Below are 17,014 nucleotides of genomic sequence, written 5' to 3'. Positions count from 1 at the left end.
TCGCGCACGAACAGCCAATGCGCCACGCGGTGCAGGCCGACGGCGTGAAGCCCCGGATAAAGCAGGATTTCCCAGCGGGAGCGCGGCGCAGGATCGCGCGCGCGGATCGAGTCCAGATAGGCGGTGAGGCGTTCGAACATGGCCGCGCTTTTCCCCCTTTTCAGCCGCTAAAGCAAGCGTGCCTAGAGTAGCCTAGGCTGCCGCTCGGCCTCGGGCACCCCATGCACCCGCTCGGCCAAGGCATCGCGTGCCAGCGATATGGTGACGGCTGCCTTGCGCTCAAGGGACAGGCGATCAATTGTTTCAACCAGCGCTTCGGCAGCGGCATGGCTGCGCTCCAGCCGGGGCAGGATATAGGCCAGCACCGGCTCGGCCAGCACGATCCCGCGCCGCGCCGCATGGCTTTCGACCAGCACGCGCAGCAAGTCGTCGTCCGGCGCACCGATCTCGATCATCAGCGCGGCGCCCAGCCGCGAAGCGAGATCGGGCAGCGCGACCTGCCACGCACCCGGCGCCCGGTTCGAAACGATCAGCAGCGGCCGCCCATCGGCCTGCGTGCGGTTCCAGCGGTGAAACACCGCGTCCTCCGGCAGGCTATCGGCATCATCCAGCGCATCGCCAAGGCCACTCGCGGCAAACCAGCGCGCCAGCAGGCTCTTGCCGCAGCGCGGCGGCCCGGCCAGCACGGCGGCGCGAAAGGGCCATTCGTTCGCACGCGTGAGCAGCGCCAGCACCGGCTCCAGCGAAGGGCCAGTGAGCACGGTCTCGGCGCTGGTCGCCGTGACGAGGGGCAGAGCGATCTGGCTCATTGGCCTACTTGCGGATGCTGAGCGCGCCGGCCCCTTGGGTCACGCGCCACCCTCCCGCGCGCAGGGCTGCGGCGAGCGTGTCGATATCGCCGGCAAAGGTCACCCGCATCACCGAAGTGCCGCCAATGGCAAGGCTGGTGGTCGCCGCTTCCTTGACGCCATCGACCCGGCGCACGGCACTCACGCCCGCATCGACCGCCGCCGCATCGGGGGTGACGAACTGCACGGTGACCACCGTGGTCGGTACCGCCGCCGCCGTCGCCGCCGCGTCAGGCCCGGCCACCGCCGTCGTCGCGGAAGGTGCGGGCCCCAGCTTGGCGACGATGCTTGCCACCAGCTCGGGATCGAGATCGGGCCGCATCGAGAGCGAGGGATCGGGCGCGAGCTGACCGGCCGCCAGCGCGCCGGCATAGAGCCCGTCGAGCCGGGTGATCGCCTCGGCCAGCATGGCCGGCAGTTTGTCCTCGCTCGGCGCTGTCAGCTCGAAGCTGCCCAGAAACACGTTGTCTGGCCCGTGCCGCGCGGTGAACGTGCCATGGACGGGACCGCCCGGCCAGCTCCGCTCCAGCTTGGCGATCGGCATGATCACGTCCGCCGCGCCCAGCGAATCGAGCACCAGTCGCCACCAGTTGCGGCTGCGCCGGCTGATCTGCCCCGCTGTCAGCAGCAGTGAATCCGCGCCCGCGCCATTGGGGCGGACATAATCGATCACGCTTGCTCCGGTGCGGAACTCGGCCCAGGCCTTTTGCCAGGGCGTGCGCGTCTCGAACACCGAGGTGACTCCGCCTTCGATCAGCACCGGGACCACCAGCAGCGGCGCCGAATGCGCGATCTGGCCCTGCATGCCAAGGTAGCCGCTGGTCCGCGCCCGGTCGAAGATCACCCCCAGTGTCGCGATGTAGCGGCGCGGGCCAATCTGTTCCTGCCCGACGACGACCGCCGAAACCATCCCGTCGATCGTGGCATCATCGAGCGCGGGAGCCGTGCCGCCGCCAAGGCCGTTGGACTTCCACAGCTTCTCCCACGCCAGCCGCTGCGCCTGCCGCCAGCCATTGGCGCGGGCTTCCTCGGCGGTCTTGCCGGTGGTGTTGACCTCGATCCCCGAGACCTCGAAATCGCCGTTGCTGGCAATCGGCGCGATGCCCCGGTCACCTTCGATCTGCGCATAGATCGCCGCGCCCCCGCCCGCGAGCAGCAGGCCAAGAGCCGCGAGCAGCGCAAGGCGCGCCCGGCGGCTCAGGTCCGGCAACAGCAGCAGCTTGGGCAAGGTCGGGCGCAAGGCGGCCAAGGGAACTCCATCTGGGGACGCACGTTTGCGCTCGCATCGGGCTGGCCGCGCTTTTGCCCAAAGGCAAGTGGAAATCCAAGCGGGAAAGCGCTAGGCGGCTGGCCATGGCTTCCACCGACGAAACTTCGCAGCCCTATTCCTACGCCAAGGCCGGGGTAGATATCGCCGCCGGCAATGCGCTGGTGAAGGCCATCGGCCCGCTCGCGCGCGCCACCGCGCGCCCCGGCGCGGACGCCGAACTCGGCGGTTTCGGCGCGTTCTTCGACCTGAAGGCCGCAGGCTACAAGGACCCGCTGCTGGTTGCGGGCAACGACGGCGTCGGCACCAAGGTCAAGCTCGCGATCGATCACGACCGGCACGACGCGATCGGCATCGATCTTGTCGCCATGTGCGTCAACGACCTCATCGTGCAGGGCGCCGAGCCCTTGTTCTTCCTCGACTATTTCGCCACCGGCAAGCTTGATACCGGCGTTGCCGAGCGCGTCGTCGCGGGCATTGCCGAAGGCTGCCGCATGGCCGGCTGCGCGCTGATCGGGGGCGAGACAGCGGAAATGCCCGGGATGTACGGCCCCGGCGACTACGACCTCGCCGGTTTCTGCGTCGGCGCGGTGGAGCGGGGCGAACAGCTCACCGGTGATCGCGTGGCGGAAGGCGACGTGCTGGTCGGCCTTGCCTCCTCGGGCGTCCATTCGAACGGCTACTCTCTGGTCCGGCGCCTTGCTGCGGACAAGGGCTGGAAGCTGGAGCGCCCTGCCCTGTTCGATAACGAGCGGCTGCTGATCGATCATCTGATCGAGCCGACGCGCATCTATGTGAAGAGCCTGCTGCCGTTCATCCGGTCGGGGCGCATCCACGCGCTCGCCCACATCACCGGCGGCGGCCTGCTTGAGAATGTGCCCCGCGTGCTGCCGAAGGGCCTCCACGCCCGCATCGATGCCGATGCCTGGGAGCAGCCGCTCCTGATGGCCTTCCTGCAGGCGCAGGGCCAGATCGAGCCGGAGGAGATGGCCCGCACGTTCAACTGCGGCGTGGGCATGATCCTCGCCGTCCACGCCAACGAAGCCGCGAGCCTGATCGCCGATCTCACCGCCGCCGGCGAAACCGCCTTCCCCGTGGGCGAAATCGTCGCCGGCGAAAAGGGTTGCACCGTCTTCGGCAGCGCCGAAGCATGGTCCGCCCGCGCGCCGTGGGAAGCAGTGCATGTCGGCTGACCACGCGAAGGTCGCCGTCTTCATCTCCGGCAGCGGCACCAATATGGCCGCGCTGCTCTATGCCAGCCGTCTGCCTGATTGCCCTTACGAGATCGTCCTCGTCCTCTCGAACAACCCCGAGGCCGGCGGGCTCAAGATCGCTGCCGCCGAAGGCATTCCCACCTTCGTCCTCCCCCACAAGGGTGTGCCCCGCGCCGAGCATGATGCGGCGATGGAAGCCGAAGTCCGCCGACACCACGCGCAGTGGATCGCGCTCGCCGGGTACATGCGCATCCTCACCCCGGAGTTCGTCCAGCGCTGGGAAGGGCGGATGGTGAATATCCACCCCTCGCTGCTGCCGAAATACACCGGCCTCCACACCCACGAGCGCGCCATTGCGGCGGGCGACAGCCACGCGGGCTGCACCGTCCACCTCGTCACCGCCGATCTGGATGAGGGCCCGATCCTCGGCCAGATCCCGGTCGCCATCCTCCCCGGCGATACTGCCGAAACCCTCGCCGCCCGCGTCCTCTTCGCCGAGCACCAGCTTTATGCGCGCTGCCTTGCCGAGCTTGTCACGCGCGAGGCGAATCCGGAGTGGCTCACCGCGCAAGTCCGCGAGCGGGCCATGCAGCTGCCCGAAGCCGAGGAAAGCCTCAGCCACGGCATGGCCTGCTTCGGGATCGTGAAGGGCAAGAAGTTCGCCTGGGTCCCCACCAACCACCATGCCGATGGCCGCACCGCGCTCCTCGTCAAGATCAGCGGCGTCGATGAACAGGAGCAGCTCATCGAAAGCGATCCCGAGCGCTTCTTCCGTCCGGCCTATTTCGGCGACGGGTGGATAGGTATTCGGCTTGACCTCGGCGATGTGGACTGGGACGACATCGCTGAATGGCTGCGCCGCTCGTGGCTGGCCGTGGCGCCGCGCAAGCTCGCGGCGATGATGGAATTCTGACCGCGGCCGTGCCCCGGCTGCCGGAGCCGCCGATGTCCGCATCCTTCCTTACCCCGCTGCGCCGACTTTATCTCCACTCGGGCCTGCAATCGTTTGTCGAAGCGGGCGGCGGAATCTTCGTCGCTGGCTTCCTCGTCAGCCGCGGGTTCTCGTTCCCGGCGGCGCTCGCCAGCTTTGCGCTGATTCTGCTCTCGCGCCTTGCGCTGCGCCCGCTGGCCTTGCCGCTGGCCTTGCGCTTCGGGGTGCGCAGCGTGCTGATGATCGGCGTGGTGATCCGCGCCGCCAGTTTTGCCATGCTGCCATTCGTGCACGAAGTCGGCCCGCTGCTGGTCCTGTTCCTCGCGATCAGCGGCCTTGGCAGCGTGCTCTACTGGACCGCGTGGCACGCTTTCCTCCCTGCGCTGACCGATAGTGGACGCGGCGGGCAGCAGGTCAGCATGCAGCAGGCGACCAGCGCGCTGGTCGGGATCGTGGCGCCCGCGACCGGGGGCCTGCTCCTCGCCCATGGCGGTGCCTTGGCCGCCTTCACCGTGATCACCGTGCTGCAACTTGCCAGCGCGCTGCCGCTGCTCGGCGCCCCCAATCCGGCGATCGACCCCGCCGCCGTGCTCCCGGCGGACACGGCCACCCGCGCGCGGCGGCTCTATTTCCACGAGGGCTTCCATTCGGGCTGCTCGGTGGTGATCTGGAACCTCGCCCTGTTCGCCTCGCTCGGCGAGCATTTCGACCAGTTCGGCGCGGCCATGGCAGCGGCGGGGATAGCGGCGGCAGCTGGCAGCCTTTTCGTTGGGCGCCTGATCGATGGCGGACGGCCGCGCCACTCCCTTGTCATCGCCTATGGCCTTGCCGCTCTCGCGCTTGCGGCCAAGGGCACCGCGCTCGGCCATCCGCTGCTTGCGGTCGGCGCCACGGCGCTGGGTGCGCTGGTCGTGCCGATGACAAGCACGGCCATGCTCGCCCCGCTCTATGCCATGGCGCGGCAGGGTCCCTGCCTGCTGCGCTTCTCGATGGCGAGCGAAGGCGGCTGGGACATGGGCTGCGCGCTTGCCAGCCTTCTTGCAGCGGCGCTCCTCGCGGTCGGTGCGGGCTTCCGCCTGCCGATCCTCATGGGCCTTGCCGCCATCGCCGCGATGGCCTGGATGCTCGACCGCTGGTACGCGGCCCGCCAGCAAGCCGCCTGAAAAATAGGGACTGTCCCAGTTTTATAATTTTAAAACAACAGCTTAATCTGCAAAACTGGCGAACAATAAATAGGGACTGTCCCCATTTATTCGTGCCCGTCCTCAGCCAGCCTAGATCTCGCTGATATCCACCACCGGCCGGTCCTCGCGCGTGCCGCGATAGCGTGCATCGGGATCGCTCTCGCCCGGCGAAATCACCACGTGGTCGTCATGCACTTCGAGCAAGGTGCCCACAAACGGCATGCCCTCGAGGCTCCCCGTCACGCGGTAGCTCACCATATCCCCCACCTTGAACGTGGCGGGATCGAAGTTGAATTCGAACGGGCAAGAGCCGTCCCCCATTCCCAGCATTGCCTGCACTCTCCCCAAACGCAAAGGGCCGCCGGATCGCTCCGGCGGCCCCTGCTATAGCAAGTCGTTCGGCCAGATCAGCCGACGATTTCTTCCGGCTTGAAGAAGAAAGCGATCTCGATCGCGGCGTTCTCGTCCGAATCCGAACCGTGGACCGAGTTGGCTTCGATCGATTCGGCCAGTTCCTTGCGGATCGTGCCCGGCTCGGCGTTAGCGGGGTTGGTCGCGCCCATCACGTCGCGGTTGCGCTTCACGGCGTCTTCGCCTTCGAGCACCTGCACGACGACCGGGCCCGAGATCATGAACTCGACCAGATCGTTGAAGAAAGGACGTTCGCGGTGCACGCCGTAGAAGCCCTCGGCCTGCTCGCGGCTCATGTGGATGCGCTTCGAGGCGACGACGCGCAGGCCGGCTTCCTCGAGCATCTTGGTGACCGCGCCAGTCAGGTTGCGGCGCGTGGCATCGGGCTTGATGATCGAAAAGGTGCGGGTAACCGCCATGGGATGTTCCTTGCGTATTGGGGGAGGCTTTTGGTTGGCCGCGCCCCTAGCGGGGTTTGTGCTGCACTGCAAGGTTGTGGGCGCTCAGGGCCCCTCCAGCCACTTCCCGCCTTCCTGCCGCCAATACTTGCGCTCTGCTCCCTCGCGCTTGCCGAGCATGCGCCAGGTGCCGCGGGCATCGTCGATGCGATCGGGGGGAAACAGCAGGAACACGCGCGCCACATCTTCGAATTCGCGCCACACCCCGTCCGCCAACGCCAGATAGCGGGCGCCGTTGGCGGGCACCGGCTCGTGGCTGAGCAGGATCGGCTGGCGCACATCATGCTCGCCGCCCGCCATGCCGTGGGCGAGAAAGCTCTCGGGAATGCGCGTCCACAGCGCCTCGCTGATCCGGCCAAGCTGCGCCGCGTCCTCGGAAACCACCAGCAGCCGCTCGCCAGCGCCCAATGTGCCCTGCGCCAGCCGGGGCAGCACGAGTTCGGCGGGATCGCGCGATAGCTGGTAGAAATCGACGCGCATCAGGCCGCGCCCTCACGCGCCTTTTGGCCCTTGTCGCTGCGGCAGCGATCCGAACAGAACTTCACGTTCTCCCAATCACGCTCCCACTTCTTGCGCCACGAAAACGGCAGTCCGCAGGCGGCGCAGACTTTCGTCGGCAAGTCCGCCTTGCGGCGCATCTTCGGCACGTATCAGGCTTCCAGCACATCGCGCACGTAGCGGTCGAGCAGGCGCACGCCAAAGCCCGTCGCGCCCTTGTCGTGCGTTGCGCCGGGCTTGTCGATCCACACGGTGCCCGCGATATCGAGATGTGCCCAGGCCACGCCCTTGTCGACGAAGCGCTGGATGAACTGCGCCGCGGTGATCGAGCCGCCATAGCGCGGGCCGACGTTCTTCATATCGGCAATCGGGCTGTCGATCAGCTTGTCGTAGGCAGCACCGATGGGCATGCGCCACAGCTTGTCGCCGCTCGCCTTGCCCGCCGCATCGAGCTGGCCTGCGAGCAGGTCGTCGTTCGCGAACATGCCGGCATGCTCGTGGCCCAGCGAGATGATGATCGCGCCGGTCAGCGTGGCGAGATCGATGATCGTGGCGGGGCTGTATTCCTTCTGCACCCAGGTGACGGCATCGCACAGCACGAGGCGGCCTTCGGCGTCGGTGTTGATCACTTCCACCGTCTGGCCCGACATCGTGGTGACGACATCGCCCGGGCGCTGCGCATTGCCATCGGGCATGTTCTCGACAAGGCCGCAGACGCCGATCACATCGGCCTGCGCCTTGCGCCGCGCCAGCGCGAGCATCGTGCCCGCGACCGCCGCCGCGCCGCCCATGTCCCACTTCATGTCTTCCATGCCAGCCGCCGGCTTGATCGAGATGCCGCCGGTGTCGAACGTGACGCCCTTGCCGACGAACGCGGTCGGCTTGGTGCCCGCCTTGCCCTTCCAGCGCATCGCGATGATCTGCGGCTCGCGCACCGAACCCTGCGCCACGCCGAGCAGCGCGCCCATGCCGAGCGCGGTCATCTCGGCAAGACCCAGCACCACGATCTCGACCCCGGCACCCTCAAGCCGCGCCTTGCAGCGCTCGACGAAGCTGGCGGGGTAGATCACGTTGGCAGGCTCGGTCACCAGTTCGCGGGTGAACTCGACGCCCTCGGCAATCGCGACTTCGGTTTCCCACAGCGCTTCGGTGCCTTCGGGCGCGCCGATGGCGATGATCTTCGCCAGTGATGGCTTCTGCTCGTCGCTCAGCTTGGTGCGATAGACATCGTGCCGCCACGCGCGCAGGCGGGCTGCCAGCAGCACCGCAGTCGCTTCCTCGGCGGTCAGCCCGCTGTCGGCAAAGTCGATCGCCAGTTCGGTCTCGCCCGACGTCAGGTACTTCGCCGTGATCCCGCCGCCAGCGCGCTCCAGCGTGGCGCTGCGCCCGGCTGCGCCCGGCTCGCCGATCCCGGCGAAGGCCAGCCGCTGCACACCCTCGCCCGCAGGCACCAGTGCCTCGAACAGCTGGCCGGCCTTGCCGGTGAAGCGCGCGGCCGCCGCGGCGCCGCGCACCAGCACATCGGCATCGGCGGGAAGGCCGTCCTGCGCCACAAGGCTGGCAACCACGCGGGGACGGGCAATATCGGCGGCGGCGAATTCGATGATCATTCAAGGCTCCTGCCGGAAAAAGGGCACACCCCGGAGCTCAGCGCGGCTCAAGGTGAATTGTGGGTTTGCAGTTAAGCGGCACCGGTGCGATAGGCAAGGCCATGCGCGCCCCCTCGCGGCCCCAGTGCCGTCAATGACATCGCAAGCCTTGTCCCGAAGCTTGCGGCCTTCATGCGTCGCGGCCATGCGCCCGGTATCGGCCGTGTTTGCCGTTCTGGCGCTCGCTGCGGGCGAGGTCCATGCGCAAGCGGCAAGCCCCGCGCCCTCGCCTCAAGAGGCAGGCGCTTCGGGCGAAATCCGCTTTCAGTCCGATCGCGTCACTTATGCCAGCGATGCCGAAACCGTGACCGCCACCGGCAATGTCATCCTCCGCCGCGCCGAACAGACCGTGCGCGCCGATGTCGTCACGTGGAACCGCAAGACCGGGCAGATCGAGGCGAGCGGCAACATCCGCTTCGTCGATGAAGCGGGCAATGTGCTCTATACCGACAAGGTCGAACTGACCGACGAGCTCAAGGCCGGCGCGATCGAGGACATGCTGCTCGTCCTGCGCCAGGGCGGCCGCCTCGCCGCGCGCAGCGGCACGCGCGCGGCCAATGGCAACATGGTGCTTAACAACGCCGCCTTCTCCGGCTGCGCGGTCGAAGACGAGGACGGCTGTGCCAGGCGGCCGAGCTGGGAAGTGACCGCGGTCAAGGTCACCTATGATGCCAAGGATCAGCGCGTTCGCTACAAGGGCGCGCTGCTGCGCGTGTTCGGCCTGCCGATCCTGCCGCTGCCCGGCCTTGCCCACACCTCGGACTTCCGTGCCGAAAGCGGCCTGCTGATCCCCGATTTCCGCTTCAGCGCGGCCAACGGCGCCGAACTCAGCGATACCTATTACTGGCGCCTCGCCAACAACAAGGACCTCGCCCTCACCGGCTATATCTACACCGGGGCGCTGCCGATGATCTCCGGCCGCTATCGCCAGCTGACGGACCATGGCGCGTTCCAGGCCTCCGCCTACCTCACCCGCAGCGCGCGCATCGATATCGGCGATGGCAACCTGACCGGCGCCAACCCGCAGGAGCAAGTTTTCCGCGGCTATCTGGAAGCCAATGGCCGCTTCCAGCTCTCGGAAAACTGGAGCCTCACCGGTTATGGCCGCTACGCCAGCGACCGCACTTTCCTGCGCCGCTACGACATCAGCCGCGACGACCGTCTGCGCTCGAACTTCAACCTCGAACGCATCGATGCCAACAGCTATTTCAGCCTCGCCGGCTGGGCCGTGCAGACGCTGCGCAGCGGGGATCGCCAGGGTCTTGTGCCGATCGCGCTGCCGGCCTTCGAATACCGCCGGCGCCTCGTCCCGCCGCGGATCGGCGGCACTCTCGAACTCCAGCTCAACAGCCTCGCGCTCACCCGCCCCGGCGGGCAGGATACGCAGCGCGCCTTCGCCAAGGCACAATGGGACCTGCGCACGCTGACCAGCCTCGGGCAGGAGATCACGTTCACCGCGCTCGCGCGGGGCGATATCTACCATTCGCGGCAGAACGACCTCACCACCAACCTGTTCTACCGCGGCATGCCCGGCTGGCAGGGCCGCGGCATCGCCACCGCCGCGGTCGACATCAAGTGGCCACTGATCGGCTCGGCGCTCGGCGGCACGCAAGTGTTCACCCCGCACGTCCAGTTCGTCGCCATCCCCAAGGTCCGCAACCTCGCCATTCCCAACGAGGATTCGCGCTCGGTGGAACTGGAGGATTCCAACCTTTTCGCGCTCAATCGTTTCCCCGGCTACGACCGGATCGAGGACGGCGTCCGCGTGACCTACGGCGCGGACTGGCAGTTCACGCGGCCCGGCTGGCGGGTTTCCACCACCGTGGGCCAGAGCTACCGCCTCTCCACGCAGAAGACCCTGCTGCCCGATGGCACCGGGCTTTCCTCGCGGGCATCGGATATTGTCGGCCGCACCGAAATGCGGTTCCGCGATATCGTCCAGTTCACCCACCGCTTCCGGCTCGACAAGGACAACCTGAAGCTGCGTCGCAACGAGTTCGACGCGACCATCGGCAACCACCGCACGTATGCCGAAGTCGGCTATCTGCGGCTCAACCGCGATATTCCCGCCGCCTTCGAAGATCTTCGCGACCGCGAGGAAATCCGCTTTTCCGCGCGCGTCGCCTTTGCGCGGCGCTGGTCGGTGTTCGGCTCGGCGGTGGCCAACCTCACCAACAGGGTGGACGATCCGACCAAGACCAGGGACGGTTTCCAGCTGCTGCGCCACCGCCTCGGTTTTGCCTATGCCGATGATTGTCTGGATCTCGCGCTCACCTGGCGCCGCGACTACATCACCAATGGCGACGCAACGCGTGGCAGCACCGTCCAGTTCAATATCGCTTTCAAGGGCCTTGGCGTTCGCTGATCCGGCCCGCCGATGCGGCCGCATGCCGCCTCCCCCGCCGCTTCAGACGGGCTGAAACCGCTTGCACCACCCCATTTTTCCTCCGTTTTACTTCCATAGGCGTTGCATTCGGTCTATCGCCGCGTCACTCACCTCCGGTTCAGCCTGATCATGCGAGTGAGGGGCGGCCCAAGGACCGTTGGAGGGGAACTTGCGGCGATATCGCTGCAGGGGGCCGAGAGACAGGATTATCGTACTGCCATGAAGACCGGGTTTCGTTTGCTTTCCGTTTCGGCGCGCGCCGCCCTCAGCCTCGGTGCTCTTGCGGTTGTCGCAGCCCCCATTGCCGGCACGCTCGCCCATGCGCAGACTCTGCCCGAACCGATGGAAGCTGTCTCTGGCGTCAGCGCGCTCAATCTGCCCGCCAATCCGACGATTTTCGGCAAGGTCGATCCGCATTTGCGCCGCGCCACTGCAATCGTGAACGGGGAAATCATCACCGGCACCGATGTCGATCAGCGCCTTGCGCTCATCGTCAGCGCCAATGGCGGCAAGGTCCCACCAGAGGAAATGGAGCGCCTGCGCCTTCAGGTTCTGCGCAACCTGATCGATGAAACGCTGCAGATCCAGGAAGCCAAGGCCGCCACCATCGATATCGACGAGGAAGAAGTCACCCAGACCTTCGACCGCGTCGCCCAGCAGAACTTCGGCCAGAACCCCGCCGCGCTCGAGAAGTATCTCACCTCGATCGGCTCCTCCGCGGCTTCGCTCAAGCGCCAGATCAAGGGCGAACTGGCCTGGCAGCGCCTCCTGCGCCGCAACGTTCAGCCGTTCATCAACGTGTCGGACGGCGAAGTCCGCGAAATGATGGACCGCCTCAAGGCCGCCAAGGGTACCGAGGAATACCGCATCGGCGAAATCTACCTCGCGGCAACTCAGGAAACCAAGCCGCAGGTCCAAGCCAACGCGCAGAAGATCATGGAGCAGCTCAAGGGTGGCGGCAGCTTCGTCGCCTATGCGCGCCAGTATTCGCAGTCGTCGAGCGCTTCGGTCGGCGGCGATCTCGGCTGGATCCGCCTCGCCCAGCTTCCGCCCGAACTGGCCAACCCCGCCGCGCAGATGGCCCCCGGCCAGCTGGTCGGCCCGGTCGAGCTCGCCTCGGGCTATTCGCTGCTCTATCTGATCGACAAGCGCCAGGTCCTTATGGCTGATCCGCGTGACGCCGTGCTCAGCCTCAAGCAGATCTCGATCGCCTTCCCCAAGGGTACCGCAGAGAAGGACGCCGCCGCCAAGGCCGGCGAATTCGCCAAGGTGGTCAAGGAAATCAAGGGTTGCGGCGGGGCCGATGCGGCTGCCGTCTCGCTCGGTGCCACTGTCGTCGCCAACGACCAGATCCGCGTGCGCGATCTTCCTTCGGCGCTGCAGGACACGATTCTCAAGCTCTCGGTGGGTGAGACCACACCGCCCTTCGGCTCGATCGAAGATGGCGTGCGCGTGCTCATGCTTTGCGGCCGTGACGATCCCAAGGTCGAGAGCGGCCCGAACTTCGAACAGCTCCAGTCGCAGATGGAAGATGACCGCGTGAACAAGCGCGCGCAGACCTACCTGCGCGACCTCCGCCGCGACGCGGTGATCGAGTACAACTGAGGCTTCGGGTCTCGACGGCCCCCTTACCTTCGTCATGGCAAGTGTGGTGAGGAAATCGCGCTTTTCCCTCACCAATGAGCACCTTGCGGCGACTTGGTCTCAAGGCCTAGGCGCTTGGGCATGCCTCGCTCCCCCCTCACCGTCTGGTTTGACGGCGCCTGCCCGCTCTGCACGCGCGAGATCGCGTTGATGCGGCGGCTGGACCGGGCGGGGCGGATCGAGTTCATCGATGTCGCGCAGCCGAATGCAAGTTGCCCGATCGATCCGGCGCTGCTGCTCGCCCGCTTCCATGCGCGCGAGGACGGGGTTCTGCTCAGCGGCGCAGCGGCCTTTGCGGCGATGTGGCGCGCGATCCCGCTGCTGCGGCCGCTGGGGCTGCTGGCGCGCAATCACCGCGTTCTCAGCGCGCTCGAATGGGGCTACGTGCGGTTTCTCCGGGTCCGCCCCGCTTTGCAAAGGCTCGCACGATGAGCGATGACAGGTATCGCAAGGTTCCCACCAGCCGCATCGGTCGCTTCTCTGCGTTTGGCCAGCTGGCGGGCGGTGTTGCGGGCGGGGTGATCGCCGAGGGCGCCAAGCGGCTGGCGCGCGGCGAACGGCCCGCCATGTCGGACTTGCTGCTCACCCCCGCCAACGCCACGCGCGTGACCGAGCAGCTGTCGCGGCTGCGCGGCGCGGCGATGAAGCTGGGGCAGATGATCTCGCTCGATGCGGGTGACTTGCTGCCGCAGGAGCTGACTGCAATCCTCGCGAAGCTGCGTGATGCGGCGCATTTCATGCCGCCGAGGCAGCTGCAGACCGTGCTTGCCGCCGCGTGGGGTCCGGACTGGCGCCGCCGCTTTGCGCGCTTCGAGGCCACGCCGATTGCCGCCGCCTCGATCGGGCAGGTCCACCGCGCGGTGCTGCATGATGGCCGTACGGTGGCGGTGAAAGTGCAGTATCCGGGCATTGCTGCGAGCATCGATGCCGATATCGACAATGTGGCGACCCTGCTGCGCGTTTCAGGCCTGCTGCCCAAGTCGCTCGATATCACCCCGCTGCTGGCCGAGGCGAAGCGCCAGTTGCACGAGGAAGCGGACTACTTGCGCGAAGCCGAGCAGATGCGCCGCTATGGCGCGATGCTGGCCGGGGAGACGCGGTTCGTGGTTCCCGCGCCGGTGGACGAGCTGACCGGGCCCGGCGTGCTGACGATGGACTTCATCGCCGCAAAGCCCATCGATACGCTGGCCGATGCGCCGCAGGACGTGCGCGACCAAGTGATGGGCGCGATGCTCGATCTGGTGCTGCGTGAACTGTTCGTTTTCGGTTTCATGCAGACCGACCCGAACTTCGCCAACTATCGCTGGCAGCCCGATACGGGGCGCGTGGTGCTGCTCGATTTCGGCGCGGCGCGCGGGGTGCCGGAGGAAACGAGAGATGCCTACCGCCGGATGATGCAGGCGGGCCTCGATGGCGATCCGCCGGAGCTAAAGCGGCGGATCTGCGAGGTGGGCTTTGCTTCCGAGGAGCAGATGGCGCGGCACGGCAAGGCCTTCGAGGGGGTGATCGGGGTGATCCTCGAACACGTCAACAAGGCCGAGATCTTCGACTTTGCCGACCGCAGCTTCGTGGCGCGCTTGCGCGATTTCGGCGAGCCGGTGGCGCAGGACCGCGACACCTGGCACCTGCCGCCGATGGACACGCTGTTCGTCCAGCGCAAGGTGAGCGGCACCGCACTGCTCGCAGTGCGGATGAAGGCGCGACTGCCGCTGCAGGGCATGGTCGCGGCGCGGCTGGCCAGTCTCGAACCGAAGCCCGCGGAGCCGGCCGAAGCGGCTACTTGAGCCAGCCCGCTTCGCGGTACCACGTGGCGGTGGCGTGCAGCCCCTCGCGCGTATCGATGCGCGGGCGCCAGAGCGTGGCGGGCGGCAGCGCGCCCTCCCCCACCGTCCAGTCCGGATGGCAGATATAGCGCGCGCGATCGGGCGTGAGCTTCGCCTTCTTGCCGCGAAACAGGCGGTCGGCGCGCGCGGCGAGGCCGACCATGCGCGGCGAGAGCGAGAGCGGGCGGATGGGCTTTTCGCGCACAGCCGCGCCGATGGCGTGGGCAAGACGCACGTGAGTCCAGCCGCCGGGTTCGCCGTCGTCCGGCTCAAACACCTGATGCGTGGCTTCCTCGCTGCTGGGCAGCAGCGCAAGAAGCAGCTCGGCCAGATCGGTGACATGGATCACCGAAAGCCGCCCCGGCGGTGGCAGCGGCACCACGCCGCGCCGCGCGAGGCGGAACAGCTCGAGCATTTCGGTATCGCGCGGGCCGAACACGGCGGGCGGGCGCACCACCGTCCAATCAAGCCCGGAGGCGCGGACGAGCTTCTCCCCGCGCAGCTTGGAAGCGCCATAGACCGAAAGCTGCGGTTCGCGCGCGGCGAGCGACGAGACGTGGATCAGGCGCGCCACGCCCATTTCGTGCGCGGCCTCGATCACGCGCAAGGTCCCTTGCACGTTGCCTTCCTCAAAGCCCGCCGGATCCGGTGCGTTGACGACACCCGCGATGTGGATGACGGCGCTGGCCCCCTCCATCAGGCGCTTGAGGGCGGGCTTGTCACCCAGATCGCCGTCGATCCATTCCACCCCACCCCGCAGGCGCTGCTTGCGGCGGGTCAGCGCGCGAATCTCGATCCGGTGGCGGCCGGCGGAGAGCAGCACGGCTTGCCCGACAAAGCCGGTCGCGCCAGTGATCGCGACGAGGGCCCCGGTCTCGCTCACAGCATCACCAACTGGTCGCGGTGGATCAGCGCAGAGCGAGGGGCATAGCCGAGGAGTGCTTCGTGTTCGGCAGATGGACGGCCCATCAGCGCGGCGCACTCACCCGCATCATATTCGCTGAGCCCGCGCGCGAGGACCGTGCCATCGGGGCCGTGAACCGCAATCGCATCGCCGCGCAGGAACGCGCCCTCAACCGCCGTGACACCCGCCGCAAGCAGGCTGGAGCCGCGCGCGAGGGCTGCGGCGGCGCCCGCATCGACCGTGACCGCGCCTTTCATGCGCAGCTTGCCGCCAAGCCATGCTTTTCGCGCACGGGCTTTTCCGGGGGGGCAGAACAGGGTGCCGCGCTCTTCGGCCAGCGCAGCGCCGATGGGGCTATCCGGCCGGCCATCGATGATCGCAAGCGCGATGCCGGCAAGGCCCGCGATTTCGGCGGCCTGAAGCTTCGAGGTCATCCCGCCCGAGCCGAGGCCGGAGGACGAGCCGCCGGTAGCCATGGCATGGATTTCTGGCGTCACCCCGCGCACCACCGGCACACGCACCGCGCCTTCAAGACGGGGGTCGCGATCATAGAGCCCGTCGATATCCGACAGCAGCAGCACCGCGCTGGCGCCCGCCGCCTGGCCCACGCGGGCAGCAAGGCGGTCGTTGTCGCCGAAGCGGATTTCCTCGGTGGCGACCGTGTCGTTCTCGTTGATCACCGGCACCGCGCCCGATGCCAGCAGCGTGCCGAGCGTGGCGGTGACGTTGAGATAGCGGCGGCGGTCCTCAAGATCCTCGAGCGTCAGCAGCACTTGCGCGGCGATCAGGCCATGCGCGGCGAGGAGTTCGGCCCAGAGCCCGGCGAGCGCGATCTGGCCGACGGCAGCAGCGGCCTGCGCATCGGCAAGGCTACCCCGCCCGCCCCGCGCGAGGCCAAGCTTGCGGGCACCCAGCGCAATCGCGCCGGAGGAGACGACGATCACATCCTGCCCGCGCGCCCGGGCAGCGGCGATTTCCCCAACCAGCAGCGTGAGCCAGGCGCGGCGCGGCTCCCCATCCTTGCCGACGAGCAGCGCCGAGCCGACCTTGATGACAAGGCGCGGTGCGGCGGCAGGATCGGTCAGTTGCGGGAGGCGATCGATGGGCATGGTGGCCGCCGCTTAGGGGAAATGCGGCGGCGCGGGAAGGGGTTGCCCTCCCCGTATCGTCATTCCCAAGCAGGCGGGAATGACGAGGGACCTGAGGCGAAGTTGGTGGCGGCCGCACCCTTCAGATCGGCGACCAGGGCTTCTGGTCCTCGGCGGCCTCCACTTCGCCATCGGGGCGTTCGGTGGCGGTGGCGGCGGGGAGGTGTTCGAGGACGGCGTCGAGCAGGGCGTTCATGCCCTTGCCGGTCGCGCCCGAGATCGGGAACACGCGCTTTGCCCCGGCGGCGCGGAGTTCGGCGCGGAAGGCCTTGACGAGTTCGGCATCGACTGTGTCGATCTTGTTGAGCGCGATCAGGCGCGGCTTGTCTTCCAGCCCGCCCCCATAGGCTTCGAGCTCTTCCTCGACAATGCGCAGCGCTTCGGCAGGATCGGTGCCATTGATGTCGATCAGATGGATCAGCACGCGGCAGCGTTCGATATGGCCGAGGAAGCGGTCGCCCACCCCGGCGCCTTCGGCGGCACCGGCGATCAGGCCGGGAATGTCGGCCAGCACGAATTCGCGGCTCTTGTGGCGCACGACGCCGAGCTGCGGGCGCAAGGTGGTGAAGGCATAGTCCCCCACCTTGGCCTTGGTGTTGGTGATCTGGTTGATGAAGGTGGACTTGCCCGCATTGGGCAGGCCGACAAG

At 67.5% G+C, this 17,014-nt stretch carries 17 protein-coding genes and 1 pseudogene; 7 read left to right on the top strand and 11 right to left on the bottom strand.

The genetic code is table 11. The features are described from left to right. The 3 genes and pseudogenes from K5Q19_RS21475 to K5Q19_RS21465 all read right to left on the bottom strand — a co-directional run. Positions 1-140: pseudogene (locus K5Q19_RS21475) on the bottom strand (serine acetyltransferase); the annotation flags it as partial. Positions 141-182: 42 nt separating this feature from the next. After that, positions 183-809, bottom strand: a complete 627-nt coding sequence (locus K5Q19_RS21470; RefSeq protein ID WP_292949478.1) for an ATPase — start codon at positions 807-809, stop codon at positions 183-185. 4 nt (positions 810-813) lie between these two features. Next, positions 814-2,097 carry a heavy-metal-associated domain-containing protein gene (locus K5Q19_RS21465; protein ID WP_292949475.1) on the bottom strand — a complete coding sequence of 428 codons (1,284 nt, stop codon included), beginning with the start codon at positions 2,095-2,097 and terminating at the stop codon, positions 814-816. Positions 2,098-2,201: 104 nt separating this feature from the next. Here K5Q19_RS21465 and purM point away from each other — a divergent pair, with 104 nt between their 5' ends. Genes purM through K5Q19_RS21450 form a run of 3 tightly spaced genes read left to right on the top strand, consistent with a single transcriptional unit; the run spans position 2,202 to position 5,423 of the window. Further along, the gene (gene purM, locus K5Q19_RS21460; RefSeq protein WP_292949473.1) at positions 2,202-3,308 is read left to right on the top strand and encodes a phosphoribosylformylglycinamidine cyclo-ligase; all 1,107 of its coding nucleotides are present in this window, start codon (positions 2,202-2,204) and stop codon (positions 3,306-3,308) included. Further along, positions 3,298-4,242: a phosphoribosylglycinamide formyltransferase gene (gene purN, locus K5Q19_RS21455; RefSeq protein WP_292949470.1), complete on the top strand. Its 945-nt coding sequence runs from the start codon at positions 3,298-3,300 to the stop codon at positions 4,240-4,242. Before purM ends, purN begins: the two co-directional genes overlap by 11 nt. A gap of 32 nt (positions 4,243-4,274) precedes the next feature. After that, positions 4,275-5,423, top strand: coding sequence for an MFS transporter (locus K5Q19_RS21450; RefSeq protein WP_292949467.1), 1,149 nt, complete (start codon positions 4,275-4,277; stop codon positions 5,421-5,423). Positions 5,424-5,534: 111 nt separating this feature from the next. On the opposite strand, the gene K5Q19_RS21445 is transcribed toward K5Q19_RS21450, so the two are convergent. The 5 genes from K5Q19_RS21445 to K5Q19_RS21425 all read right to left on the bottom strand — a co-directional run bounded on the left by K5Q19_RS21445 (position 5,535) and on the right by K5Q19_RS21425 (position 8,421). Next, positions 5,535-5,774 (bottom strand): hypothetical protein, encoded by a 240-nt coding sequence (locus tag K5Q19_RS21445; RefSeq protein ID WP_292949464.1) that lies wholly within the window; start codon positions 5,772-5,774, stop codon positions 5,535-5,537. 77 nt (positions 5,775-5,851) lie between these two features. Beyond that, positions 5,852-6,274, bottom strand: a complete 423-nt coding sequence (gene ndk / locus K5Q19_RS21440) for a nucleoside-diphosphate kinase (protein ID WP_292949462.1) — start codon at positions 6,272-6,274, stop codon at positions 5,852-5,854. An 84-nt stretch (positions 6,275-6,358) separates the two neighbouring features. Further along, entirely contained in the window at positions 6,359-6,793 is a 435-nt protein-coding gene (locus K5Q19_RS21435) for a DNA polymerase III subunit chi (RefSeq protein ID WP_292949459.1), read from the bottom strand. Beyond that, on the bottom strand, positions 6,793-6,960 hold the full coding sequence (locus K5Q19_RS21430; protein ID WP_292949457.1) for a DUF2256 domain-containing protein: 168 nt from the start codon (positions 6,958-6,960) through the stop codon (positions 6,793-6,795). Before K5Q19_RS21430 ends, K5Q19_RS21435 begins: the two co-directional genes overlap by 1 nt. 3 nt (positions 6,961-6,963) lie before the next feature. Then, the gene (locus tag K5Q19_RS21425; protein ID WP_292949454.1) at positions 6,964-8,421 is read right to left on the bottom strand and encodes a leucyl aminopeptidase; all 1,458 of its coding nucleotides are present in this window, start codon (positions 8,419-8,421) and stop codon (positions 6,964-6,966) included. Positions 8,422-8,605: 184 nt separating this feature from the next. Between K5Q19_RS21425 and lptD the strand changes: the two genes are divergently transcribed. The 4 genes from lptD (at position 8,606) to K5Q19_RS21405 (ending at position 14,274) form a co-directional block, all read left to right on the top strand. After that, positions 8,606-10,825 carry an LPS assembly protein LptD gene (gene lptD, locus K5Q19_RS21420; RefSeq protein ID WP_292949451.1) on the top strand — a complete coding sequence of 740 codons (2,220 nt, stop codon included), beginning with the start codon at positions 8,606-8,608 and terminating at the stop codon, positions 10,823-10,825. A 240-nt stretch (positions 10,826-11,065) separates the two neighbouring features. Further along, on the top strand, positions 11,066-12,451 hold the full coding sequence (locus K5Q19_RS21415) for a peptidylprolyl isomerase (RefSeq protein ID WP_292949448.1): 1,386 nt from the start codon (positions 11,066-11,068) through the stop codon (positions 12,449-12,451). A gap of 120 nt (positions 12,452-12,571) precedes the next feature. Further along, on the top strand, positions 12,572-12,922 hold the full coding sequence (locus tag K5Q19_RS21410) for a DUF393 domain-containing protein (protein WP_292949446.1): 351 nt from the start codon (positions 12,572-12,574) through the stop codon (positions 12,920-12,922). After that, positions 12,919-14,274, top strand: coding sequence for an AarF/ABC1/UbiB kinase family protein (locus tag K5Q19_RS21405; protein WP_292949443.1), 1,356 nt, complete (start codon positions 12,919-12,921; stop codon positions 14,272-14,274). The genes K5Q19_RS21410 and K5Q19_RS21405 overlap by 4 nt, the downstream gene beginning before the upstream one ends. Here the strand turns inward: K5Q19_RS21405 and K5Q19_RS21400 are convergent. The 3 genes from K5Q19_RS21400 to K5Q19_RS21390 all read right to left on the bottom strand — a co-directional run. After that, positions 14,267-15,196: an NAD-dependent epimerase/dehydratase family protein gene (locus K5Q19_RS21400; protein WP_292949440.1), complete on the bottom strand. Its 930-nt coding sequence runs from the start codon at positions 15,194-15,196 to the stop codon at positions 14,267-14,269. The two genes, K5Q19_RS21405 and K5Q19_RS21400, sit on opposite strands and share 8 nt — an antisense overlap. Next, entirely contained in the window at positions 15,193-16,326 is a 1,134-nt protein-coding gene (proB, locus tag K5Q19_RS21395) for a glutamate 5-kinase (RefSeq protein ID WP_292949437.1), read from the bottom strand. The genes K5Q19_RS21400 and proB overlap by 4 nt, the downstream gene beginning before the upstream one ends. A gap of 121 nt (positions 16,327-16,447) precedes the next feature. Then, positions 16,448-17,014 (bottom strand): GTPase (locus tag K5Q19_RS21390; RefSeq protein ID WP_292949435.1); only part of this gene is annotated, 567 nt, incomplete at its 5' end.

The organism is Novosphingobium sp. (genome assembly GCF_019748365.1).
In the GTDB taxonomy this organism is placed as follows: Bacteria; Pseudomonadota; Alphaproteobacteria; order Sphingomonadales; family Sphingomonadaceae; genus Novosphingobium.
The sequence above is the reverse complement of the archived record's forward strand: the minus strand, read 5'-3'. Positions and strand labels throughout refer to the sequence as shown.

Bases quoted from the DNA above. Each gene is read 5' to 3' on its own strand.
- K5Q19_RS21470 (WP_292949478.1), bottom strand. From the start codon at position 809: ATGAGCCAGATCGCTCTGCCCCTCGTCACGGCGACCAGCGCCGAGACC.
- purM (WP_292949473.1), top strand. From the start codon at position 2,202: ATGGCTTCCACCGACGAAACTTCGCAGCCCTATTCCTACGCCAAGGCC.
- purN (WP_292949470.1), top strand. From the start codon at position 3,298: ATGTCGGCTGACCACGCGAAGGTCGCCGTCTTCATCTCCGGCAGCGGC.
- K5Q19_RS21450 (WP_292949467.1), top strand. From the start codon at position 4,275: ATGTCCGCATCCTTCCTTACCCCGCTGCGCCGACTTTATCTCCACTCG.
- K5Q19_RS21445 (WP_292949464.1), bottom strand. From the start codon at position 5,774: ATGCTGGGAATGGGGGACGGCTCTTGCCCGTTCGAATTCAACTTCGAT.
- ndk (WP_292949462.1), bottom strand. From the start codon at position 6,274: ATGGCGGTTACCCGCACCTTTTCGATCATCAAGCCCGATGCCACGCGC.
- K5Q19_RS21435 (WP_292949459.1), bottom strand. From the start codon at position 6,793: ATGCGCGTCGATTTCTACCAGCTATCGCGCGATCCCGCCGAACTCGTG.
- K5Q19_RS21425 (WP_292949454.1), bottom strand. From the start codon at position 8,421: ATGATCATCGAATTCGCCGCCGCCGATATTGCCCGTCCCCGCGTGGTT.
- lptD (WP_292949451.1), top strand. From the start codon at position 8,606: ATGCGCCCGGTATCGGCCGTGTTTGCCGTTCTGGCGCTCGCTGCGGGC.
- K5Q19_RS21415 (WP_292949448.1), top strand. From the start codon at position 11,066: ATGAAGACCGGGTTTCGTTTGCTTTCCGTTTCGGCGCGCGCCGCCCTC.
- K5Q19_RS21410 (WP_292949446.1), top strand. From the start codon at position 12,572: ATGCCTCGCTCCCCCCTCACCGTCTGGTTTGACGGCGCCTGCCCGCTC.
- K5Q19_RS21405 (WP_292949443.1), top strand. From the start codon at position 12,919: ATGAGCGATGACAGGTATCGCAAGGTTCCCACCAGCCGCATCGGTCGC.
- proB (WP_292949437.1), bottom strand. From the start codon at position 16,326: ATGCCCATCGATCGCCTCCCGCAACTGACCGATCCTGCCGCCGCACCG.